The organism is Sphingomonas sp. LT1P40 (genome assembly GCF_036663835.1).
Lineage (GTDB): Bacteria > Pseudomonadota > Alphaproteobacteria > Sphingomonadales > Sphingomonadaceae > Sphingomonas.
This window is the reverse complement of sequence record NZ_JAXOJT010000002.1, coordinates 271,086-294,901: the sequence shown is the minus strand read 5'-3', so window position 1 is coordinate 294,901 and position 23,816 is coordinate 271,086. Positions and strand designations below refer to the sequence as shown.

General features: G+C 66.7%; 19 protein-coding genes. 9 read left to right on the top strand and 10 right to left on the bottom strand.

What is annotated here, in order from left to right; translation table 11 throughout:
- Positions 1-22 precede the first annotated feature (22 nt).
- A complete protein-coding gene (rpmF, locus tag U1702_RS12785) occupies positions 23-202 on the bottom strand; it encodes a 50S ribosomal protein L32 (protein ID WP_332725206.1) in 180 nt (59 codons plus the stop codon).
- 207 nt (positions 203-409) lie between these two features.
- Here rpmF and U1702_RS12780 point away from each other — a divergent pair, with 207 nt between their 5' ends.
- Positions 410-844: an MAPEG family protein gene (locus tag U1702_RS12780; protein WP_332725204.1), complete on the top strand. Its 435-nt coding sequence runs from the start codon at positions 410-412 to the stop codon at positions 842-844.
- On the opposite strand, the gene nudC is transcribed toward U1702_RS12780, so the two are convergent.
- Genes nudC through mutY form a run of 3 tightly spaced genes read right to left on the bottom strand, consistent with a single transcriptional unit; the run spans position 841 to position 4,069 of the window.
- Positions 841-1,713: an NAD(+) diphosphatase gene (nudC, locus tag U1702_RS12775; RefSeq protein WP_332725202.1), complete on the bottom strand. Its 873-nt coding sequence runs from the start codon at positions 1,711-1,713 to the stop codon at positions 841-843. The genes U1702_RS12780 and nudC overlap by 4 nt on opposite strands.
- Positions 1,713-3,026: a serine hydrolase domain-containing protein gene (locus U1702_RS12770; RefSeq protein WP_332725200.1), complete on the bottom strand. Its 1,314-nt coding sequence runs from the start codon at positions 3,024-3,026 to the stop codon at positions 1,713-1,715. Before U1702_RS12770 ends, nudC begins: the two co-directional genes overlap by 1 nt.
- On the bottom strand, positions 3,023-4,069 hold the full coding sequence (gene mutY / locus U1702_RS12765) for an A/G-specific adenine glycosylase (RefSeq protein ID WP_332725198.1): 1,047 nt from the start codon (positions 4,067-4,069) through the stop codon (positions 3,023-3,025). Before mutY ends, U1702_RS12770 begins: the two co-directional genes overlap by 4 nt.
- 27 nt (positions 4,070-4,096) lie before the next feature.
- Between mutY and U1702_RS12760 the strand changes: the two genes are divergently transcribed.
- From U1702_RS12760 to U1702_RS12735, 6 genes are read left to right on the top strand one after another with little or no spacing between them, the layout of a single operon-like run.
- The gene (locus U1702_RS12760; RefSeq protein WP_332725196.1) at positions 4,097-4,606 is read left to right on the top strand and encodes a DUF721 domain-containing protein; all 510 of its coding nucleotides are present in this window, start codon (positions 4,097-4,099) and stop codon (positions 4,604-4,606) included.
- Positions 4,606-5,289 carry a DsbA family protein gene (locus U1702_RS12755; protein ID WP_332725194.1) on the top strand — a complete coding sequence of 228 codons (684 nt, stop codon included), beginning with the start codon at positions 4,606-4,608 and terminating at the stop codon, positions 5,287-5,289. Before U1702_RS12760 ends, U1702_RS12755 begins: the two co-directional genes overlap by 1 nt.
- A gap of 26 nt (positions 5,290-5,315) precedes the next feature.
- Positions 5,316-6,053: a thioredoxin domain-containing protein gene (locus U1702_RS12750; protein WP_332725192.1), complete on the top strand. Its 738-nt coding sequence runs from the start codon at positions 5,316-5,318 to the stop codon at positions 6,051-6,053.
- Positions 6,054-6,080: 27 nt separating this feature from the next.
- Positions 6,081-9,494, top strand: coding sequence for a chromosome segregation protein SMC (smc, locus tag U1702_RS12745; protein ID WP_332725190.1), 3,414 nt, complete (start codon positions 6,081-6,083; stop codon positions 9,492-9,494).
- A 32-nt stretch (positions 9,495-9,526) separates the two neighbouring features.
- Positions 9,527-11,932, top strand: a complete 2,406-nt coding sequence (locus tag U1702_RS12740; protein WP_332725188.1) for a glycoside hydrolase family 31 protein — start codon at positions 9,527-9,529, stop codon at positions 11,930-11,932.
- A complete protein-coding gene (locus U1702_RS12735; protein WP_332725186.1) occupies positions 11,929-13,263 on the top strand; it encodes an MFS transporter in 1,335 nt (444 codons plus the stop codon). Before U1702_RS12740 ends, U1702_RS12735 begins: the two co-directional genes overlap by 4 nt.
- Positions 13,264-13,488: 225 nt before the next feature.
- Here the strand turns inward: U1702_RS12735 and U1702_RS12730 are convergent, their stop codons facing one another.
- A complete protein-coding gene (locus U1702_RS12730) occupies positions 13,489-15,783 on the bottom strand; it encodes a glycoside hydrolase family 3 N-terminal domain-containing protein (protein WP_332725185.1) in 2,295 nt (764 codons plus the stop codon).
- 184 nt (positions 15,784-15,967) lie between these two features.
- Between U1702_RS12730 and U1702_RS12725 the strand changes: the two genes are divergently transcribed.
- Both U1702_RS12725 and U1702_RS12720 read left to right on the top strand, forming a co-directional pair.
- Complete coding sequence (locus U1702_RS12725) at positions 15,968-16,960, top strand: LacI family DNA-binding transcriptional regulator (protein WP_332725182.1); 993 nt, start codon at positions 15,968-15,970, stop codon at positions 16,958-16,960.
- 26 nt (positions 16,961-16,986) lie between these two features.
- The gene (locus U1702_RS12720; protein ID WP_332725180.1) at positions 16,987-18,426 is read left to right on the top strand and encodes a glucoamylase family protein; all 1,440 of its coding nucleotides are present in this window, start codon (positions 16,987-16,989) and stop codon (positions 18,424-18,426) included.
- Positions 18,427-18,584: 158 nt separating this feature from the next.
- Here U1702_RS12720 and U1702_RS12715 read toward each other — a convergent pair whose 3' ends face one another.
- The 5 genes from U1702_RS12715 to U1702_RS12695 all read right to left on the bottom strand — a co-directional run bounded on the left by U1702_RS12715 (position 18,585) and on the right by U1702_RS12695 (position 23,793).
- A complete protein-coding gene (locus U1702_RS12715) occupies positions 18,585-19,127 on the bottom strand; it encodes a SixA phosphatase family protein (RefSeq protein ID WP_332725178.1) in 543 nt (180 codons plus the stop codon).
- Positions 19,124-21,844 (bottom strand): ATP-dependent DNA helicase, encoded by a 2,721-nt coding sequence (locus U1702_RS12710; RefSeq protein ID WP_332725176.1) that lies wholly within the window; start codon positions 21,842-21,844, stop codon positions 19,124-19,126. The genes U1702_RS12715 and U1702_RS12710 overlap by 4 nt, the downstream gene beginning before the upstream one ends.
- A 36-nt stretch (positions 21,845-21,880) precedes the next feature.
- A complete protein-coding gene (locus tag U1702_RS12705; protein WP_332725174.1) occupies positions 21,881-22,138 on the bottom strand; it encodes a hypothetical protein in 258 nt (85 codons plus the stop codon).
- A gap of 66 nt (positions 22,139-22,204) precedes the next feature.
- A complete protein-coding gene (locus U1702_RS12700) occupies positions 22,205-22,864 on the bottom strand; it encodes a COQ9 family protein (RefSeq protein ID WP_332725172.1) in 660 nt (219 codons plus the stop codon).
- A 2-nt stretch (positions 22,865-22,866) separates the two neighbouring features.
- Positions 22,867-23,793, bottom strand: coding sequence for a DMT family transporter (locus U1702_RS12695; protein WP_332725170.1), 927 nt, complete (start codon positions 23,791-23,793; stop codon positions 22,867-22,869).
- Positions 23,794-23,816: the final 23 nt, after the last annotated feature.

Here is a 23,816-nt window from a genome sequence, read left to right as displayed (position 1 = left end):
GGCGAACTCCCTGAGATTCGGGTCAGCCCTCGACCGAGAGGATTTCGCGGCCGTTATAATGGCCGCACGCACCGCACAGGATGTGCGGGCGCTTCAGTTCGCCACAGTTGGAGCATTCCTGAAATGCCGCAACGGTCAGCGAGTCATGCGACCGGCGCATGCCACGACGGCTGGGCGAGACTTTTCTTTTTGGGACGGCCATTTCGGCAACCTTCTTGAATTCGTTCGTCTAAAAACCGGATCGCGATATGCCTGAGCGGACGAACGGGCAAGCGCCAGGAGACCGGCACCCGCCGGACCGCCAGTCAGGCCTGTCACAAAGCGAGCGAGCGCCTATACCGATTTCCACCCAAGTTGCAAGGCGGCGGCCGTCGTGGCAGCCATATAGTCTCATATGGGGGAAACAAGCATGGACGCCATCATTCTGCCGGTCGCACTGGCTACTACCGCCGCCTGCGCGCTCATCAACCTGTGGCTGGCGATTCGCGTCGGGCAGGTGCGCCGCGCGGAGAAGATCTCGATCGGCGATGGCGGCAATGAACGCTTGATCGCGCGGATGCGGGCACAGCTCAACTTCGCCGAATATGCGCCGATCGTGCTAATCCTGATCGCGCTGATCGAACTGGCGGTGGGCACGGAAACCTGGTTGTGGGTGGTCGCGGCGCTGTTCGTGGTCGCGCGCATCCTGCATCCGATCGGCATGGATGGCTGGAAGCTAGGGCGCGGCATCGGCATCGGCGTTACGTTGCTGACGCTGGTCGGGCTCGCACTTTATGCCGCCAGCATTCCCTATTTCAGCTTTGGCACGGTCGAGACGATCGAGGTCGTGGAGGCGATGGGTTAACCGTCGATCCACGCCCGCAACAATGTGTAGGCGATGGCATAGCGCGGCGGGGCGCCGAACCGCGCGTCGTCGCGCCCTTCCAGCGCGGCGATCACCTCGTCGCGCGTCGCCCAGATGGCGTCTTCCAGTTCGTCGGTGTCAAGCGTGATCGCGTCGTTCGTCGCCTCGGCGATGCAAGCGATCATCAGCGATGACGGGAAAGGCCAGGGCTGGCTTGCGACATAGCGGACGTTGGAGACGCGGATACCAGCTTCCTCCAGCGTTTCGCGCGCGACGGCCTCCTCGATCGATTCGCCGACCTCGATAAACCCGGCCAGCGCCGAATAGCGACCGGCGGGCCACGCCGCCTGTCGCCCGAGCAACGCACGGCCCTGATGCTCGGCGATCATGATGACGACGGGATCGGTGCGCGGGAAGTGTTCAGCCTTGCATCCCGGACAGCGCCGCGCCCAACCGCCGCGATAAATCTCGGTCGCCGTCCCGCACGCGGCGCAAAACCCGTGCCGCTGGTGCCAGTCGACCAGACTGCGTGCCGCCGCATACAGCCCCGCCTGGTCGGGCGGCATCAGTCCCAGCATGTGGAACAGCGCCGGGGAACGCATCGGCGCATGCCGGTCACGCTGCGTCAGCCCCACGAAATGCGGCCTGCCCTCGATATAGCCCAGGAACAGTGGCTCGGCATCGTCGGACAAGTCGGCCAGGCTGACCCAGACCAGCCGCCCGTCGCTATCGATCTCCGGGTCCAGCCCGTTCAATTTGAGCAATCGTGCGCGCCAGTCGCCCATTGCCGCCGCCAGTGCCGCCGGATCGTTGCGCTCGCGATCGGCACGATCCAGCACCGCCCCGGTGAACCCGACTTCAGCCGGCATCAGCGCGCCAGATCGGCATAGACCGCCCGCGTCGCATCGGTTCGCAACGGCCATTTCTCACCGGGGAAATAGTTGACCATCACCGTGGCGCGAATCCGATTCGCCGGATCGACGAAGCCGATCGTGCCCGCCGCACCGCCCCAGCCATAGGTGCCCTTGCCCGGTCCGCCGGGCATGGCCTCCACCACCACCGACCCACCCGCACCGAACCCCATCTTGCCGCGTTGCGCACCCCCGCTGCCACCGGGCGCGCCGCCAAACGTCACCCCGTCGGGCAACAGATCAGACATCGCCAGCCGCACCGTCTCCGGTTTCATCACGCGCTTGCCGTCCAGCCGGCCTTCGTTCTGCAACATGTGCAGGAACCGGTCATAATCGCGCGCCGACATCACCAGTCCCGCCCCGCCATAGGGAAAGGATGGCGGGGCGGCATAAACCGAACCCTTGGCCGGATCGAGCACGACGCGGTTGTCGCCCGCCCACACATAATTGACGGCAAAACGATTCAGTTCGCTCCCCGGCACCGTCCAGAAACTCGATTTCATCCCCAGCGGCGTGAACAGCCGCGTTTGGACGAACTGTTCGAACGGCATGCCGCCCGCCACTTCGACGACTCGTGCCAGCACGTCGAGACTGATCGAATAGCTCCATGCCGTCCCCGGATCGGCGATTAGCGGCAATGTCGCCACGCGATCGGCGAATTCCTTGAGCGAGGGCGCACGCGTCTTGCGTGCCTCGACCTCGATCCCGGCATTCACTGCCGCCGGATTGATCCCCAGCCGCTCATATTCCTTGAGCAACGGGCCCTTGGTAATGATGGTATAGCCCAGCCCCGCCGTGTGGGTCAGCAAATGCCGGATCGTCACCGGCCGGGCGGCGGGGCGGCTGGCCAAGCTGTTGGCCGGGTCGGTCAACACCTTCATCGACTTGAAGCCCGGAATGAAGTCGCCGACCGGCCGGTCGAGCTGCAGCTTGCCGTCCTCGACCAGCATCATCGCGGCGATGCCGGTGATCGGCTTGGTCATCGAATAGACGCGCCACAGCGAATCGGCGTCCGCTTTCGCCGCACCGGGCTCGACCGCAATCGCTCCCGCCGCCGATATCGTCGGCGCGACGTCGCCCTTGGCATAAGCTATGACGATTCCCGCAGTCTTGCCGTCGGCGACATAGGCACGGGTCAGATCGGACACCGTACCGGGCTTCGTCGCATCCGTGACGGGGGCGGATGGTGCCACCGCCTGACCCGCAGCGCCCGACGCCGCCACCGCAATTGCCGCCAGCGCAGCCGCGCTTCCCATGATCCAAATTTTCATCGCATCCTCCGCATTGCTTCAGCCGCGCTGGCGAACACCGTCGGCAGCCCCGCCGCCGCCAGATCGTCGATCGGCCACCATTCGCCTTCGACCGCTGAATGCGCCGCGATTGTTGCGGTCGCAAGCGTGGAAACCAGCTCGAAATGCGTAAAGCCATGCGTCACGGTGGCATTGCGCAGCGTCCAGTCGGCAACGAGTGGCGCATCCTTCAGCCCCGGCGGCGAATCGGTCCATGGCCCGGTCGGCAACGCCCGCATGCCGCCCAGCAGGCCCCTGTCCGGTCGCCGCACCAGCAGCACCGTGCCACTCCGCTCCGCCCAGAACATTGTCCCGTAACGCGTCGGTCGCGCTTTCTTCGGCGATTTCACCGGATAGGCCTCGGGTGCGCCTTCCGCGCGCGCCGCACAGCGATTGGACAGCGGGCAGATCAGGCATTTGGGCGATCGCGGCGTACAGATCGTTGCACCCAGATCCATCATCGCCTGCGCAAAATCGCCAGCACGCGAATCCGGCGTGATCGAATCGGTCAGGTCGCGGATGCGCGGTTTCGCCCCCGGCAGCGGATCGGCGAGCGCGAACAGCCGCGCCACCACCCGCTCGATATTGCCGTCTACCACCACCGCGCGCTGCCCGAATGCGATCGCTGCCACCGCTGCAGCCGTATAGGCACCGAATCCGGGCAGTTGGCGCAGTTCGGTCTCGGTTTCCGGCAGCCGCCCGCCATGCGCCGCCGCTACTGCCCGTGCTGCGGCAAGCAGGTTGCGGGCGCGGGCATAATAGCCAAGCCCGGCCCAGGCGCTCATCAGATCGGCGTCGTCCGCCACCGCAAGACTGGCGAAATCGGGCCAGCGCGCGGTAAATTTCTGAAAATAGGGAATGACCGTCGCAACCTGCGTTTGTTGCAGCATCACCTCCGACAGCCACACGCGATACGGGTCCGGCGCGAGCGTTCCGGGCGGCGCGCGCCACGGCAGAACACGGGCATTCGCGTCGTACCAGGCGAGTAGCAACGGGGCGATAGTGCGAGAGGCGTTGTCGGGCACGCCCCGCCTATGGCATGGACGGACCGGATGAGTAAGCCGCGCGCCCCGGATGAACCGAAACGCAGCAACCGCCTTCGCCCCGTGGCGGAGCTGGTGCCCGATGTCGGCCGCGTCGCTTTCCGCAAATTCGGCTTCGTCCAGAGCGCGGTCCTCAGCCGCTGGAATGAAATTGTCGGCGATCGTTATGCCCGCGTCTCCGTCCCCGAATCGATCCGCTTTCCGCGCGGCGAACGCGCCAATGGCGTGCTTAGCCTGGTGGTTCAGGGCGCGCACGCCCCGATGATGATGCATATCGCGCCGGAGATCATGGAGCGGGTCAACCGCTTCTTTGGCTATCCCGCCGTGGCGCGTATCGCGATTCGGCAAGGTGAGGTACCGCGCGCATCGGTGCCGGCTGCTCAGCCCGAACCGGCCCCGCTGACGGCGGAAATGGGGGACAGCCTGCGCGGTATCGTCGATCCGGAATTGCGCGCCGTGCTGGAGGGATTGGCGGCTGGCGTCGCGCTGCCCGTAATGAAACTTGGAAAGATCGACTGATGCGTATTATTCGCCTGATGCTTGCTGTGGCCACCGGCATGGTCTTTGCCGCGTCCGCCCCGGCCCAGCCCGCCCGTGACTGGCGCACCCATGTCGTTCAGACCGCGTCCGGCGCGTTCGTGATCGGCAACCCGGCGGCGAAAGTGAAGCTGGTCGAATATCTCAGCTACACCTGCGGCCATTGTGCGGAGTTCGTCGCCGAATCGAAAGTGCCGCTGCACGATCAGCTGGTGCGCAAGGGCGCGGTGCAGGTCGAGGTGCGACATGCCGTGCGCGACCCGCTGGACCTGACCGCCGCTTTGCTCGCGCGCTGTTCCGGGCCGCGCGGCTTTTCGGGCGCGACCCAAGCGATCTTTGCGGCTCAGGCCGACTGGTATCAGCAAGGCGCGGCATGGTGGCAGGCGAACGGTGCAGCAATGCAGTCGCAACCCGAACTGAAGCGTCTGCGCGCGGCCGCGACCGGATCTGGCCTCGACCAGCTGATGCAGCGGCGCGGTATGACGCCTGCCGCGATCAACGCTTGCTTCGCTAATCCCGCCGACCTGAACAAGCTGACCGCGATGGCCAAGGCCGCGTGGACCCAGATTAAGGGCACGCCCAGCTTTACGATCAACGGCAAGGCCGGTGGCGGCAACCACTGGGAAACGCTCGAACCCGAATTGCGTGCCGCTGGCGCACGTTGAACGACTTACGAACGGAGACTGATTACATGCGTATAGCGATTGGCCTGGCATCCGCGCTGGTTCTGGCTGGCTGTGGCGGCGGCGGGAGCGACAACACCATTGCTACGGGACCGACCGCAGCCCCCGTCCCCGGTGCGTCCGCCCCCGCGGGCGCCGCTTGGGTCGACAAGGTCGAAAAGACCGCCGAGGGCGGCTTTCGCATGGGCAACCCCGATGCCGCGATCAAGCTGATCGAATATGGTTCGCGCACCTGTGGCCATTGCGCCGCCTTTGCCGTCTCCGGCATGGAGCCGTTAAAAGCCTATATCGCCACCGGCAAGGTCAGTTTCGAGTTCCGCGATTTCCTGCTCAATCCGATCGATCTGGGCGCGTCGCTGCTCGGCCGTTGCGGCGGCCCCGGTCCTTATTTCGCAATCCTCGATCAGATGTTCGAGCAGCAGCGCGACCTGCTGAGCAAGGCACCGGGTCAGGGCGACCCGTTCGTCCAGCAGCTGGAGGCGATGGCACCGCAGCAGCGCGTCGTCGCGCTGGCCGAGAAGATGGGCTATCTCGATTTCGTGCAGCAGCGCGGCGTGCCCGAGGCGCAGGCGCGCCAGTGCCTCGCCGATCCGGCCGAGACGGCAGCCCTAGTCAAGAGCAACGAGGATGCCGCCAAGCAGTACAGCATCCCCGGCACGCCCACCTTCATCCTGAACGGCAAGGTGCTCGAGAATACCGGTACCTGGCCACAGGTCGAAGCCGCGCTAAAGACCGCCGGGGCCTGACCCGAATGACGGGGCGGAACCGCTGACATGCAGATCAAGCGGCTCCGCCTCACGGGGTTCAAGAGTTTCGTCGATCCCGCCGATTTGCGGATCGAACCCGGACTGACGGGCATTGTCGGGCCGAACGGCTGCGGCAAGTCCAATCTGCTCGAAGCGCTGCGCTGGACGATGGGCGAGAACAGCGCGAAATCGATGCGCGGTGCGGGCATGGAAGACGTGATCTTCGCCGGCACCGCCACCCGCCCGCAACGCGACTTCGCCGAAGTCTCGATCCTTGCCGAACAGACGGGCGGCGAGGATGACGGCGAGATTGAGGTCGTCCGCCGGATCGAGCGCGGCGCTGGTTCCGCCTATCGCATTAACGGGCGCGATGTGCGCGCGAAGGACGTCGGCCTGTTGTTCGCCGACTCCGCCACCGGCGCGCACTCCCCTGCCCTCGTCAGCCAAGGACGGATCGGCACGATCATCATGGCCAAGCCCGGCGAGCGGCGGCAGATGCTCGAGGAGGCTGCCGGGATTTCCGGGCTGCACGTCCGCCGCAAGGACGCGGAACAACGGCTGCGCGCGACCGAGGCGAACCTGACCCGGCTGGACGAGGTGATCGGCGATCAGGAGGCGCGCGCCGCCGCGCTGAAGCGGCAGGCACGACAGGCCGAACGCTATCGTGAATTGTCCGACCGAATCCGGGTGGCCGAAGCGCGGATGATCTTCGCCCGCTGGCGCGATGCTGCCGCCGCGTCGGATGCCGCCAAGAAGGAGGCGGCGGGCGCCGAGGCTTTGGTGGCCGAACGGACCGTCGCGCAGGAGGCCGCGCTGACCGCTCAGCGGACGGTGGCGGAAACGCTGGCCGGGGTTCGTGCCGATGGGCTCGCGGTGCGCGACCGCGCGAGTGAGGCGCTGCACCGACTGGCGGCGCTGCGCAGCGAGGCGGCGACCGTGGAACGACGCATCTCCGATCTGGCCGACGCCGCGGCGCGGCTGGAGGCGGACAAGGGGCGCGAAGGTGCTCTGGCGCACGATGCCGCCGATGCATTGGCGCGGTTGGGTGACGAAGCGGCGGCGCTGGAACATCGAATCGCGCATGCCGAATCGCGGATGCCGTCGCTCGATTCCACCCTTGCGCGCGCGGAAAGCGAATCGCGCGACGCGGAAGTAGCGTTGGCGCATTCGCTTTCCGCTCAGGCAAGTGAAGTTGCGGATGCGCGTGTTGCAGAGGCTGCGTTTACGGCGGCGAGAGCCCGTGTCGAACGCAGCGAACGCGACGCCGCGCGGATCGCCAGCGAGATTCGTGCCCTCAGCGACTCCGCACCGTTGATTGCGGCCAAGCGGCAGGCGGGAGAAGCGAAGGTGAAGGCCGAGCAACAGGCCGAAACCGCACGCACCGGCCTTGCCCGCGCCGATGCGACCGAGCGCGGCGCGATCGACGCGCGCACGCGGGCGCAATCCAAGCGCGCCGAAACGCATGCCGAACTGGCGCAGATCGACAGTGAGGCGGCGGCGTTGGCCAAGGCGACGCGCCCGAGCGGCAAGGACCGGCTGCTCGACCGGCTGAAGGTGTCGCCCGGTTACGAGCGCGCGCTGGCGGCGGCGCTGGGCGACGATCTGGAGGCGGGGCTCGATCCGACCGGCGAACGGCATTGGGCGGGCGCGGCGGCGCTGCCCGGCGATCCCGGGGCGGCAGCGAACACCACGCCACTGACGCGCCATGTCGAGGCACCGACGGCGCTGGCACGGCGGCTGGCGCAGGTGCTGGTCGCGGAAAGCGACGACGGGCAGCCGCTCGCGGTCGGACAAAGGCTGGTGACGCTGGGCGGCGTCATGCGGCGCTGGGACGGCTATGTCGCGCGCTCCGGCGGCGCGGCGGCGGCGGCGCGGCTGGAAAGCGTTAACCGGCTGCACGCGCTGGAGAAGGCGCGGCCCGCCGCCGTTCGCGCGGTCGATGCCGCCGATGCCGAACTGACGCGGATCGAAGGCGATATCGCTGAAGCGCGGCGCAACGCTGCCGATTGCCGCCGTCTGCTCGACCATGCCGACACCAGTGGGCGCGAGGCGGCGCGGGCGGAAGATCGCGCGGCGGGCGCGTTGGAACGGCTCGACGCACAGCGTGCCGATCTGGAAGGGCGTCGCGCGCGCGTCGCTGCCGAACAGGACGAGGCTGGGGCCGAAGTCGCCCGCGCGGATGCGACCCGCGTCGCCCTGCCCGATGGCAGCGAGACGCGCGCGAAGGTCACGGCGCTGACCCGCGAGGCCGAATTGCGCCGCACCGCTGTGGCAAGTGCGCGGGCCGAGCGCGGGTCGCTGGAACGCGATCTGGCGGCGGCGCGCGAGCGGCTGGCGGCGGTGCGGGCGGAGAGCAAGGGCTGGACGTCGCGCGCGGGCGAGGCGGCGCGACGCATCGCCGAGATGGATGTACGCGCCGCCGAACTGGTCGAGACGTGGGCGATTCTGGCGGTTAAGCCCGCCGAACTGAAGCGCGCCGTGGCTGAGGCGGAGGTGACGAGTGAAACGGCGCGCGCGAACAGTGCTACCGCGCAGGCGGCGGAACGCGAAGCCGAGGCGGCGCTACGCACGACCGAGAGCGACGTGCGTATAGCGGGTGAGGCATTGTCCGAAGCGCGCGAGGCGCGCGCAGGCGCAGTCGCACGCGCGGAAAATCACGAAGCGCGCCGGATCGAGATGGGGCGGCTGTCGGGTGAGCGTTTCGAATGCCCGCCACCGGTGCTCCCCGAGCGGGTCGGCTTCCAGTCCGACACCGTGCGCGGGCCGCAAGACGAATCCGCCGCGCATGAACGGCTGAACGCCGAGCGCGAACGGATCGGTCCGGTCAATCTGGTCGCCGAGACCGAGCTGGAGGAACTGACCACCGCTGCCGCGAACAATGCGCGCGAACGCGACGACCTGATGCACGCCGTCCACCGCCTGCGCGGCAGCATCGGCACGCTGAACCGCGAAGGGCGGCAACGGCTGCTCGCGGCGTTTGAGGCGGTCGACCAGCATTTCCGGCGGCTGTTCACGACACTGTTCGACGGCGGTCAGGCGCATCTCGCGCTGATCGATTCGGACGATCCGCTGGAGGCGGGACTTGAGATATTGGCACAGCCACCGGGCAAAAAGCTGCAATCGCTCACCCTGTTGTCGGGTGGCGAACAGGCGTTGACGGCGGTCGCGCTGATCTTTGCACTGTTCCTGACCAATCCCGCGCCGATCTGCGTGCTCGACGAAGTCGATGCGCCGCTCGACGATGCCAATATCGAGCGCTTCTGTGACCTGCTCGACGCGATGACGCGCGAAACCGCGACCCGCTATCTGATCGTCACGCACAACGCCGCGACGATGAGCCGCATGCACCGGCTGTTTGGCGTGACGATGGTCGAGCGCGGGGTCAGCCGGCTGGTGTCGGTCGATCTGGGCGGCGCGGAATCGTTGATCGCCGCCGAATAATTGTAAAAGTCTGCGTGACGGAGAGAGATGCCATGAAACTGTTGCTGACAACCTTGTCAGTCGTTGCGCTTGCGATGCCCGCGGCGGCGCAAATGCGGGCGCTGGACAATGGCGTCGAGGTGACGCGGGGCGAGGTTTCGGTGCGAGTGACGGCGCTTACCCCCAAGACCCTGCGCGTGCGGCTGGTTCGGGATGGCAAATGGCCCGAGGACGCCAGTTGGGCGGTGGAAGCGGACATTCGCGCAAAGGCGGTAATGGTGCTGTCGAGGCCGGACGGGTTTGCCACCGATGCGGTCAGCGTATCGGTCGACCCGGTGACGCTGGCCGTGACGGTGCGGGACAAGGCCGGGAAAATCATCGTCACCGACGCCGCTGCGCCCGCGATGTCGGCCGACGGCAGCTTTGGCCTGACCAAGGCGATGCCGGTCGGTGAGCGCTATTTCGGCCTCGGCGACAAGACCGGGCCGTTCGACCGGCGCGGGGCGAGCTATGTCCACTGGAACACCGACACGTTCGGCTATGGGCGCGAGACCGACCCGACCTATAAATCGATTCCCTTTTATGTGGCGACCGGTGGCACGGGGGGGAGCTATGGCCTGTTCCTCGACAACACCACGCGCAGCTGGTTCGATTTCGGGCATCGCAGCGACGGCGCACTGGCGATCGGCGCGCCGGGCGGCGCGGCGGACTATTATCTGATCACCGGACCCAGCACCGCCGACGTCGTGCGCCGCTATCACGAACTGACCGGAAAGGCCCCGCTGATCGCGCCATGGGGGCTGGGGTTTCAGCAATCGCGCTACAGCTATATGTCCGATGCCGAGGTCCGCGAACTGGCGGCGCGACTGCGCAAGGAGCGCATTCCGACCGATGTGATCTGGCTGGACATCGACTTTCAGGATCGCAACCGGCCGTTCACGACGAACGCCAAGACCTTTCCCGATCTGCCGAGGCTGGCACGCGACCTGAAGGCCGATGGCATCGGGCTGGTGGCGATCACCGACCTGCATATCGCGCACGCGCCGGGTGAGAGTTATGCGCCCTATGACAGCGGCGTTGCGGGCGACCATTTCCTGAAAACGGGTGACGGCAAGACCTATGTCGCACCGGTCTGGCCCGGCCCGTCGGTATTCCCGGATTTTACCCGCGCGGCGTCGCGCGACTGGTGGGGCGGGCTGTACAAGGGGTTGGTAACGGCGGGTATTGCGGGCCACTGGAACGACATGAACGAACCGGCGATCTTCGAGACGCCCAGCAAGACCATGCCGCTCGACAATATCCATCGCATCGACGGCGACGGGTTCGCGCCCCGCACCGCCACCCATGCCGAGGTGCATAATGTCTATGGCATGCAGAACAGTCGGGCGACGTTCGAGGGGTTGCGGAAGCTCGATCCCACCGCGCGCCCGTTTGTGATGACGCGGGCAAGCTATGCCGGGGGGCAGCGTTATGCGGTGACCTGGACCGGGGACAATAATGCGACCTGGGACCATCTGAAGCTGTCGGTGCAGCAGCTGGTCAATCTCGGCCTGTCGGGATTCTCCTACAGCGCCGCCGATATCGGCGGCTTCACCGGCGGCCCCAGCCCCGATCTGCTGACGCGCTGGACCCAGATCGGCGCGTTTACGCCGGTGATGCGCGTCCACGCTGCCGTCAACACGCCGCGCAGCGAACCGTGGGTGGATGGTCCGGAGCATCTGGCGCTCAGGCGCAAGGCGATCGAGGAACGCTATCGGCTGTTCCCCTATCTCTATGCCGTGGCGGAGCAACAGGCGCGGACCGGCGATCCGATCGTGCGCCCGATTTTCTACGATTACGCCGCGTCGGGATGCGACTCGCCGATGGCGTTCACGCTGGGCCGCGACGTGATGATCGCGGCATCGCCGCAGCCCGAATCGCCGCAAGCCTATGACGTGTGCCTGCCCAAGGGTGGCTGGTATGATTACTGGAGCGGCCGCAAGGTGGCGGCGAAGCCGGGCGACAAGGCGGACAGCGTGCGCGAGACGCCGCGCATCGACCGGTTGCCGGTGTTCGTGCGGGCGGGCGCGATCCTGCCGCGTCAGCCTCTGGTGCAGAGCCTGAGCGAGACGCCGAAGGGCGCGCTGGCGCTTTCGGTCTATCCGGGGCCGGACTGCAGCGGCGCGATTTACTTCGATGACGGCAAGGCGCAGGCGATCGAACGGGGCGCGTATCTGCGACAGGCGTTTCGGTGCGCGGAGACGGCGGACGGTTTCACGGTCGAGATCGGCGCGCGCGAGGGCAAGTTCAAGCCGTGGTGGCGCGAGATCACCGTGACGGTGCATGGGCAGACGAATGCGAGAACCGTCCGGATCGGTCGGAAAGTGCAGGCCGCGATCGACGATGAAGCAGCCGAAACGCTGACCTTCATCCTGTCCGATACTCGCAAGGCCACCAACGTGACGCTGTCCGCACGGTGACCGCCGTCCTGCGCCCCTCCCGCGCGCGGCTGACCCTGTTCGCTTTCGGGGACTTTGCTTTCAACCTGTATTGGCAGAGCGCGATGCTCTTCCTGCTATTCTATTACACCGAGGCGCTCGATTTGCCGGTGGGGATCGCGGCGACGATCTTCCTCATCGCATCAGTATGGGACGGGATCGCCAATTTCGCGGCGGGCGTGCTGGCCGACCGGCGCGAGCCGCGCCACGGGCTGGGGCGGTTGCTGGCGATTGGCGGCGTGCCGCTGGGGCTGGGGTTCGTGCTGGCCTATCTGCCGCCGCTCGCACCGGGCTGGTGGGGGATGGCGGGCGTGTTCGCCGGGCATATCGCGTTCCGCACCGCCTATGCCTTTGTCAACGTGCCTTATCTGGCGATGAGCGCGCGGGTGAGCGCGGACAGCGGCGACCGCGCGTTCGTGGCTGGGATGCGGATGCTGTCGGGAACGCTGGCTGCGGTGGTGGTGGCATTGGGAACGGTGCCCGTGGGGGGCATGTTGCTAGGCGCGGGCGCGGCAGCCGACGCCTATCTGGGTGCCGCGTTGCTTTTCGCCATTGTGGGCGCACTGATCCTGGCGTGGGTCGGCTTGAGTTATCGTGAGGCCGACGTCCCGGAGCGGCGCGAACCGGTGCTGGTGCTGACGGCACTCCGCGCGATCGCCGCGAACCGGGCGTTTGTGACGCTGAATCTGGCGATGATGGCGATGATCGTCGCGGTGACGGTGCTCAACAAATCGGTACTCTATTACTTCAAATACTTCCTGGGCGACGAGGGTGGCGGACAGCTCGCGCTGGCGTCGATGAGCGTGGTCAGCGTGATGGCGGTGCCCGTGTGGATGTTCCTGCAACGACGGTTGGGCGCACGCGCGCTGTGGTTTCTGGCGGCGGCGGGGGCGATGAGCGGCCTTGCGCTGTTCGCGGCGTTCGACGTGCATCGCGCGGGCGTGATGCAAAGCTATCTGATGGCAATGCAGGCGATGATCGTCGGGCTGAACTTCGTGTTCTGGGCGATGCTGCCCAACACGATCGAATATGGCGAGCAGGCAACGGGGCTACGCGTCGAAGGCGCGACGTTCGGGATGGCGGCGCTGTTACAGCGCGTGGCGATCGGCATTGCGACGGCGATATTGGGCTTCGGGTTCGACGCGGCGGGTTATGTCGCCAATGTCGCACAGAGCGGGGCGACGCTGTCGGCGATGCGCCTGACGATTGCGCTGGTGCCGCTGGGGTTCCTGATGCTGTCGTGCGCGCTGATGGCGCTGAACCCGCTGGGGCGCGGGGCGCATGAGCGGATCGTGAAGAGCCTACGACGCTAAAGTCGGCGGGGCGTGTCGACATTCTGCTCAGGCGGCGACGAAAAGGGTGATTTTCGAGCAACGGAGCGCAGCGTGCTTAAGGCACGTGAGCACCGGAGCACAGAAAATCGCGCTTTGCAGCCCCGTCTGGGCAGAATATCGACACGCCCCTCGTCCGGCACCAGCCCCGGGGTGGAGGGAGCGGGCTGGTGCCGGACCCCGGGCTGGCCGGGAAGCGATCAGGAATTACACAGTCAACGTGAAGGTGGAGCGGACCCCCTGCGCCTGCGCCGAGGGGGCGATCCACACGTCGAACAGGCCGGGTTCGACCGTCGGTTTCAGGTCGCGGCCGATGAAGGTGAGGTTGCGGCGGGTGAGGACGAAGCGCACCGTTTCCGACGCGCCGGGGGCGAGACGGAGTTTGCGGAACGCCTTCAGCTCCCGCACCGGGCGGGTGACGCTGGCGGCGCGGTCACGAATATACAGCTGGACCACTTCCTCCGCCGCGCGCGTACCGCGATTGGTGATGCGCGCAGTGAACGCGATCTCGCCGTCCGCCGTCAGCACGCCCTTGTCCGGCGTCAGGTCGCTATACTCGATCTTGCCGTATGTAAGCCCATGGCCAAACGGATAGAGCGCCGAGTTCGGGATCGAGCGGTAATGCGTCTTGTACGGTTCCAGCTTTTCGTCGCTGGGGTTCGGACGACCGGTCGGCTTGTGCGCGTAATGATAAGGCTGTTGCCCCGGCTCGCGCGGGAAGCTCATCGGCAGGCGGCCCGAGGGGCTGTAATCGCCGAACAGCACGTCGGCGATGGCATTACCGCTTTCCGACCCAAGGAACCAACTGACGAGGATGGCGGGGGCATTCTTGACCGCACCCTCCAGCGCCAGCGCGCGACCGTTTTTGAGGATCACGATCACCGGCTTGCCGACCGCCGCGACCGCTTCGGCCAGCGCCTGTTGCGGAGGGGGCACGGTGATGCTGGTGCGTGACTGTGCCTCGCCCGACATATTCTCCGCCTCACCGATCGCGAGCAGGACGATGTCGGCATTGCGGGCAGCCGCGACGGCGGCGTCGATGCCACCGACGAGCGGGGCTTCGACCTCGGAGCCTTCGACCACGGTGATGTCGGCATCCTTGCCCAGTGCGTTGCGGATGCCGGTGGCCAAATCGATCGCCTGCGCATTGTCGCCATAGACACACCACGGGCCATTCAAATCATGCTGACCCGCCGCGAACGGACCGATGATCGCGATCTTCTGACCACCCTTGCGCAACGGCAGGATATCGGCCTCGTTCTTGAGCAGAACGATCGACTTTTTCGCCATCTCGCGTGACAGCGCCAGCGTCGCCTTGTTGCGGCTGCGCGCCACTTCGCGCTTTTCGTCGATGCGGCGGAAGGGGTTCTCGAACAGGCCGAGCTTGGCCTTGATCGCCAGCACCTTGCGCACCGATTCGTCGAGCCGCGCCATCGGCACTTCGCCCTTTTCGACCAGATCGGGCAGGTGATCGCGGTAGAAGCCGCTGGTCATGCTCATGTCCACGCCGGCAAGGAACGCGATCTTGGTCGCTTCGCGCGCGTCCGCTGCAAAGCCATGGTCGATCATCTCCATGTCGCCGGTGTAATCGGAGACGACAAAGCCCTGATATTTCCACTCGTCGCGCAACACCGTGCGCATCAGCCATTCATTGCCGTTCGACGGCACGCCCGAAATCTCGTTGAACGACGCCATTGCCGACAGCGCACCCGCATCGAACGCGGACTGGAAGGGCGGGAAATAGACTTCGCGCAGCGTCCGTTCGGACACGTCGACGGTGTTGTAGTCCAGCCCCGCCTCCGCCGCGCCATAGGCGGCGAAATGCTTGGCGCAGGCCATCATCGTGTCGATCGCCTTCAGGTTCGCGCCCTGAAAGCCCTTCACGCGGGCGGCGGCGAAGAGGTTGCCCAGATGCACGTCCTCACCCGCGCCCTCCATCGTCCGGCCCCAGCGCTGGTCGCGCGAAATGTCGACCATCGGCGCGAAGGTCCAGTCGATGCCGCACGCGGCAGCCTCGAACGAAGCGGCAGCGGCGGTGCGTTCGGCGAGATCGGGCTCGAAACTGGCGGCTTCACCGACCGGCACCGGAAAGATCGTGCGGTGGCCGTGGATGATGTCGGCGGCGAAGATCAGCGGGATTTTCAGCCGAGAATCCTTGACCGCGGCGGTCTGCATGATGCGGCACATACGCGCGCCATTGCCGTTGAATACGCCGGTGATCTGGCCCTTGCGGACCTCTTCCACCTGTTGCTCGAAGTTGGAGGTGGAACCGCTGGCGGGATTGATCGAGATGGCGGTGCCGCCGCCCCAAGCCGATGCCATCAGGCTGAGCTGGCCGGCTTTCTCGGCCAGCGTCATCTTGGCGAGCAGCGCCTCGATAAACGCGGGCACCTCGACCTGCCCCGCCTGGAACATCAGCGCGCGCGCCGGGCTGCGCAGCCAGGCGGCGACCGCACCCGCGCCCATCAGGGCGGCGCGGCGGGAAATCCGGGTGTCGAGCATGTCTTCCTCTCCTGAAACGCATCGTGCCGAACGGCGGCACGGGGGAATGCGAAGGCTGGCCCGCCCCGCTTTTGGGGTTGTCGCGGCAAACCGTAACCGGTTACATGACGCCCTGAGAGCAAGTTTGCAATCGCCAATGACCGTGTAGAGAACGAAGTTTTCTGCAGGCGACGAGAGAGGACCTATGGCCGAGGCGACGATCCGCGATGTGGCGCGCCGGGCGCAGGTGTCGATCGCATCGGTATCGCGCGCGCTGAACGGCCTGGGCAATGTCCGGCAGGAGACGCGGGACCGCGTTATCGCCGCTGCGGCAGAGCTGGGTTATGTGCCGCACGCCGGGGCACGCAGCCTGAGTCTGGCGCGTGCGCATGCGGTCGGCGTCGTGCTCCCCGACCTGCACGGCGAATTCTTTTCGGAGTTCGTGCGCGGCATGGACCGCGAGGCGAGCAAGCGTGGCTATGTGCTGCTGTTGTCCAACATTCATGACGAAAGCGAGCAGGCGGCGAATGCGTTGCGGGCGATGCGCGGGCGCGTCGACGGGCTGATCGTGATGGCCCCGCATCTGAGTGCGACAATGCTGCGCGCGGCGCTACCCGCGACGCTGCCGTCGCTGTTCATCAACGGGCCGGAAGAGATTGACGACCGTCCGACGATCCGGCTCGACAATCTGGCGGCAATGGACGCGATGATCGCGCATCTGGTGGCAAATGGCCATCGACGGATCGTCCATGTCGCCGGGCCCGAGGGCAATGTCGATGCGCGCGAGCGGGCCGAGGGTTTTCGCATCGCCCTTGCGCGGCATGCGCCCGACATCGAGCCGTTGATCCTGAGCGGCGACTTTTCGGAAGAGGCGGGCGAGGCGGCGGCGCGGTCGATCGTCGCAAACGACATCCCGTGCGACGCGGTGTTCGCGGCGAACGACATGATGGCTTTGGGCTGTCTGCAGGCGCTGCGCATGGCGGGCGTCGATGTACCGGGTGGCATCGCGGTGGCGGGGTTCGATGACGTGCCGCTCGCGCGATATCTGGGGCTGACAACGATGCGCGTGCGGATCGCCGAGATGGGCGCGCGTGCGATCGAGCGGTTGATCGAAATGCTGGAGGGGGGAGCCACGGACGGGCGCGCCGAGCGTCACGAGACCGAACTGGTGGTGCGGGGAACGACCGCACCGCGCTGAACCATAAGACCGAGAGAGGATTTCCCATGTTCCCGAGTATCCGCCGCCGCTCCTTGCTCGCCGCCCCCACGCTCGCCGCCGGGGCGATGGCCTCGGGCTGCACGCGCCCGCTGCTGGCCGCATCGGCCGCGCCCGCAACACCCGTGCTGCCCGACTGGTATCCCGACCTTGAGCGGCGGACGTTCAACTATTTCTGGGAGCTGGCAAACCGCGAAAACGGGCTGGTTCCGGATCGCTGGCCCACGCCCGCTTTCTGCTCGATCGCGGCAGTCGGTTATGCGCTGACCTGCTATCCGATCGGCGTCGAGCGCGGCTGGTGCGGCCGCGCCGAAGCGGCTGAGCTGACGCGGACGACATTGCGCTTTTTCTGGAACGCGCCGCAGGGGCCGGAGCCGACCGGCAGGGCGGGGCACAAGGGATTCTTCTATCACTTCATCGACATGAAGGATGGGCTGCGTTTCAAGCAGGTCGAGCTGTCGAGCGTCGACACCACGATCCTGTTCATGGGGATCCTGTTCGCGGGCGAATATTTCGACGCCGACAACGCTGTCGAAGCGGAAATCCGAAAGCTCGCCGTGGATATCTATGCCCGCGCCGACTGGAATTTCTTCCGCAGCGACGGGCGACCGCAAATCTCGATGGGCTGGCACCCCGAGCGCGGGCTGATCGAGCGGAACTGGGACGGGTATAATGAGGGGATGTTCGTTTATATCCTCGCGCTTGCCGCGCCGAAGCATGCCGTTCCGGCGAACAGCTGGGCGGCGTGGACCGCGCCTTATCCCAAATTCTGGCGGGGTACGGGCGAGACCCGCCATCTCGCCTTCGCGCCGTTGTTCGGCCACCAGTACAGTCATATCTGGATCGATTTTCGCGGCATCACGGATGCGCCGATGCGCGAAGCCGGGTTCGACTATTTCGAGAATAGTCGCCGCGCGACCTGGGCCAACCGCGCCTATTGCGTCGCCAACCCGATGGGCTGGACCGGCTATTCAAAGGATGTGTGGGGCCTGACCGCATGTGACGGGCCGGGCAATTACCAGCTGCCGTTCAAGGGAGAGACGCGGACCTTTTACGGCTATTCCGCGCGTGGCCCATTGGGTCAGCCGGACGAGCGTGACGACGGCACGATTTCGCCGACTGCGGCGCTTGGATCATTGCCGTTCGCGCCGGAAATCGTGATTCCCGCCGCCGAGGGCCTGCGGAAATGGCCGGGGCTTTACGGCAAATACGGGTTTCTGGATGCGATCAACCCGAGCTTCACTTTCGCCGACAAACGGCTTGAGGTCGGCAAGATCAACGGCGCACATGGCTGGCTCGGCACTGATTATATCGGGATCGATCAGGGGCCGATCCTGATCCAGGCGGCGAATTACCGGAATGATTTCGTGTGGAGCCGGATGCGCAAATCGGCCGTGATCCGCAAGGGATTGACCGCAGCCGGGTTCACCGGCGGCTGGCTGGGCTGAGTTTAGAGTCTGTTTGGAAACTCGCGAAAGAGCGAGTTTCAAGACGGCACCAGCCCGCTCCCACTCCCGGCCACCCACAGCGTATCCTGAAATGGGTGGCCGGGAGGGGGAGCGGGCTGGTGCCGCAAACGCGCCTTGGCGCGTTTTCAAACAGACTGTTAACCGCGATCCGGCCCCAATGCGGGGTCGAGATCACGCGGGCGAGTAAAACGAACCAGCGTGCCGCCATTGGCGCGGATCGCGCCCCAGTCGGCGACGTCGAACGTCATCACCGCGACGGCGGCGGTGGGAAATTTCTCCTCGATCGAATCGCGCAGTGCGTCGCCTGCACGATCGGGGATGAGCGTCAGGACGAGGTCTTCGAGGCCCGGATTGTGGCCGATCAACAGCGCGCTGTCGGCCCCATCCGGCAGTTCGTGGATCACGTCGAGCAGGCTGGAGGCGGAGGCGAGGTAGATGCGCTTGTCCCATGCCGGGGCGAGCTGGCTGCCATAGCCGGTTTCGACACGGTCGATCGTCTCGACCACGCGTGTGGCGGGTGATGCGGAGACATGATCGAAGCTCAGGCCCTCGCCGCGCAGATAGCGACCGACGGTGACGGCGGCGCGCTGGCCCTTGCCATTCAACGGCCGGTCGAAATCGCGGGCGACCGGATCGTCCCAGCTCGATTTGGCGTGGCGCAGCAACGTCAGCGTCTTCATCGGGGCTCCGATTGGGGGATTGCCTCAGCCTTTTGCCCCAAGGGCGCGACAGATGAAAGACGTTCGACGCGCTTTACCGCTTCGTCGAGTGGGAGGCGGATGATCGGGGTGCCGGGCGGAAAGGCGGTAAGCAGGCGGCTGGGCATCGCGGCGGACAGCAGCACGAATGCGCCGTGGTCGTCGGCGCGGCGGATCAGACGACCGAATGCCTGTGCCAGCCGCGCGCGGACGACGCGGTCGTCATAGGCGCTGCCGCCATAAGCCAGACGGCGGGCGGCGTGGAGGACGCTGGGCTTTGACCATGGCACACCCTCCATCACCACCAGCCGCAGCGAATGGCCGGGCACATCCACCCCGTCGCGTAGCGCATCGGTGCCGATCAGCGAGGCGCGCGGTTCGTCGCGGAAGATATCGACCAGCGTGCCGGTGTCGATCGGATCGACATGCTGGGCATAGAGCGGCAGCCCTTCGCGGGCGAGCCGGTCGGCGATGCGGGCATGGACCGCGCGGAGGCGGCGGATCGCGGTGAACAGGCCGAGCGTGCCGCCCTGGGCCGCCAGGATCAGCCGAGCATAGGCGGCGGCGAGAGCGCCCATGTCGCCACGTTTTATGTCGGTGACGATCAGCACTTCGGCCTGATTGACATAGTCGAACGGGGATGCGGCCTCGAACCGGCTGGCCGGATGCAGCAGATGCTGCGCGCCACTGCGCGCTTCGGCCACCTCCCAGTCGCCGCCAGCGCGCAAGGTGGCGGAGGTGACCAGTGCGCCATGCGCGGGCTTGAGCACGGTTTCGGCAAAGGGTTTGGACGGGTCGAGCCAGCGGCGGTGGATGCCGATGTCGATTTCGCGCCCTTCGATGCGTTCGACCGCCAGCCAGTCGACGAACTCGGGCGTGGCGGGACCGCCGATGCGGACGATCAGCGCAAGCCAGGCGGCGACGGTCTCGGCGCGCCAGCCGAGCGAGGCAATCGCGCCCTCGATCCGCGCGCGCGCCGGGCCGTCGAGCCAGTCGGGGGCTTCGTCGAGCACCGCTTCGAGGCGGCGGCCCAGCGTCATCAGCGGGCGGCGCAATTGTTCGATCGCGGCGGCGGCGGGGCCGGTGGCGTCGATCAGTGCGGCATCGGGTTCGGCGAGCTCTGTTTCGATGCCATAACCCGCGTCGCCCGACCCGTCGGTATCGCGGGCATAGGTCAGCCCGCGCACGGCGGCGAGGAGTGCTTCGACCGGGCCGAACGGCTGACCCTCGGCGACGCGTTGCAGCCAGCCTTCGGAAGGGAGCGCGCGGGCGGCATCGACGGCTTCGGCAATCGCCTGTGCGCCGCCCTCGTCATAGCTGGCGACGTCCGACAGCCGCGCGGCGAGGCCACGGCGGCGACCGCGCGAGCCGGAGTCGGGGCCGGTGACCCAGCGGCGCAGTTCGATCGTCTCCTGCCCCGACAGCGCGACGCTAAACATCGCATCGGCGGCGTCGAACAGATGATGCCCCTCGTCGAACACATAGCGGGTCGGGCGAGTCGAGGTTTCGCGGCCGCGTGCGGCGTTGACCATGACCAAAGCGTGGTTGGCAATGACGATATCGGCATCGGCGCTGGCGCGCGCAGCGCGTTCGATGAAGCATTTCCGGTAGTGTGGGCAGCCGGCATAGACGCACTCGCCGCGCCGGTCGGTCAGCGCGGTCGAGCCGTTGCGGCGGAACAAAGCGGGCAGCCAGCCGGGCAGATCGCCGCCGACCATGTCGCCATCGGCGGTATAGCCGGCCCAGCGCGCGACGAGTTGCGCCAAGATCGCGGCGCGTCCGGCAAATCCGCCTTGCAGCGCGTCCTCCAGATTGAGCAGGCACACGTAATTCTCGCGGCCCTTGCGCGTGACGATACGCTGCTTGCGGATTTCCGGGTCGGGGAACAGGCGCTCGCTTTCGTGCGCGAGCTGGCGTTGTAATGCCTTGGTGAAGGTCGATACCCACACTGCGCCGTCGGCCTTGGTCGCCCAGAGCGAGGCCGGGGCGAGATAGCCGAGGGTCTTGCCGATGCCGGTGCCAGCTTCGGCGAGGACGAGGTTGGGTGAGTCGCGCATCGTGCGCGGGGCAAAGGCGGCGGCGGCGGCCTCGGCATAATGGCGCTGGCCTTCGCGCGGCTCGGCATGCTTGCCGGTGAGGGTGTCGAGGCGTTCGCGGACCTCTTCGACGTCGAGGCTGACGGTGCGTGGCGGCGTGCGCGGCTGGCCCTCGCTCCATTCGGGGAGGCGCGAGAACAGCCAGCGTTCGGCCTTTTCGGGGCGCGACAGCCGCTGCGTGACGGCGGGCGCCCAGGTCCAGCGCAGGCGGGCGAGCGACTGTGCGGCGTGCCATGCACCTTCGCGCTCGGGCCAGTCGGTGTCGGCAATGGCGAGCATCGCCGCCGCCGCTTTGCGCAGAAACGGGGCGACATCGGCATCGCTGGCGGGTTCGGCGAGGCCCAACGTGCGGGCAAGGCCGCGCGGGGTGGGGACCATGAACTGTGCAGGGCGCAGGAACGCGAAGAGTTCGAGCAGGTCCAGGCCTGAAAGATCGGGATAGCCGAGCCGCTGACCCGTCAGCGGCGCGTTGAGCATGAGCATCGGCGTATCGGCGGCCATCCGCACCGCCTCGCCCCGTCCGACACTGCGCGTACCCTCAGCAGTCGATATCCAGATGCCGCCGTGACTGGCGTGAAGCGCGGGCCAGGGAAGTGCAGTCACCGCCGCATCCTTGGCGGAGCGGCGTCCTGCACCGGATCAACTGGTTGGGGGCTGGTTGCTGTGGATGACGTGGACCTGCACGGGCTGCTCGTCATAAGTTGCCGCCGTGACCAGACCCCAGATCCAGGCGGCAAGCATCATCGGTCCGCCAATAATGACTCCGATCAGGGTCAGCGTGAACAGCAATCCCACGAAATAGATCAGCAACTGCGCTATTCCCGCGCCTGTCTTGCCGATGATGAGGCTTCCCACGCCGGGAATGAAGAAATTGACGATGATGGCCGCTGCTTTCATGGACTGCCCCCTTCTTGTCCGGAACGGCAAGCTTATGCATGAATCCGCCGCTGGGCAATCCGCGCTTCACCGCGCGTGATAGCGCAGTCGGCCGATGAAGCGCGACATGCTGAAGCGGTGGTCGCTGCGTCCGGCGAGCTTTGCCTTTGCTTTTTCGAACTGCGTGATGTTTTCGATCCGGCGGGCGAGGAAGGCGCGGGTTTCGGCCTGACCCTCGCTCTCGTCCTGCAGGAACACGGCGATCGTCGCGGCGTAAATCCCGCCGAGCATCGCGCGCTTGGTATAGTGGTTGTAATCGGTCGCGCTGTCGCCCGCGAGCCGCCACATCGCATCCGCCGAGCGCCAGCCGAGCCGGGTGGCGCGCGCGGCGTTTTGCGGCATTGCCAAGATGGCGACGGCGCGGCGCAGGGCTTCGCGGTCGGCGGTGAGGGCGTCGAGGCGAGCTTCGACCAGCGCGGTGATCTTCGCGCGAATCTTCATGGCGTCGAGCGTTTCGGGTGGAAGCGCTTCGGCCATGCGGCGGTCGATTTCGGCGAACCAAGTGTCGATCATTTCGAGCGGCTTGCCCGGCACCGCGAGGCGGGCGACGTCGCGGTCGGCACCGATCGCATCGGCGGCGGCGTCCACCGCCTTGGCAGTCCAGCCGTCGAACGCGGCATTGGCGGCGAGATGCGGTGCGAGTGCGGCGCGAAGCTCGTCCAGCGTCATGTCGGCGACTGTGGTCATGTTCACGGTTTAGCCTCATCTGGCGCGGTTGCAACCGGCGTGGATTCGCGCCGGACCAGCACCAGCGCGATGGCGACCAGCGCCGCGCCAATAAAATCGAGCGTGCCGAGACGCTCGTCATAGACGATCCAGCCGACCGCGCCCGCGATAATGGGTTGCGAAAGCAGGCCGATGCCCACCACCAGCGGCGAGAGATGGCCGAGCGCGTAGATCATCAGCCCTTGTCCCACGACCTGGCTGGCGAGTGCGAGGCCGATCAGCACGCCCCAATTCTGGGGCCAGATCTGCTCACCCATGAATATGGCGAACAGCAGGAGCGGGAGCATGCCAGCGATGCTCGACAGTGCGAGCGCGGGAAGCGGGGCCATCACTTCGCGGGCGCGGGCCATCAGGATGAAATACACGGTGTAGAGGGTACCGGCGAGCAGGCTCAACAGGTCGCCCAGCAGATTCTGCGGCGACAGGCTGTAGGATCGACCGAGCAGCAGGGCGGCCCCGGCGGCGGCGAGGGCAAGCGCGAACCCCTGTTGCTGGGTCGGCCAAGCACGGGCGATGAGAAAGCCCCAGATCGGAAACATCAGCGTCGCCGAATTGCCGAACAGCGTGGCGTTGGCGAGTGTGGTGTGGAGGATGCCGATATGCCACGATGCGAGATCGGCGGCGAAGGCGATGCCGCTGAACAGGATCGTCATCCACAGCGCGCTGGCGCCGCGAAACGGGCGGCGGTCCATCGCATAGACGATCGCCAGCAGCACCGGCACGCCGAGCGCCAGCCGCCAGAATCCGGCGGCGACCGGCCCGACATCGGCGGCGCGCACAAACCACGGGCCGAACGCGAGCGCGATATTGCCGAAGATCAGCGCCGCGAAGGGCAGCGCAGTTGCGCTTTGCGGGGACGCAGCTTTTGTTGGGGCGGCGGACTCGTGCATTGCGCCCTTAGCGCCCTAACTAT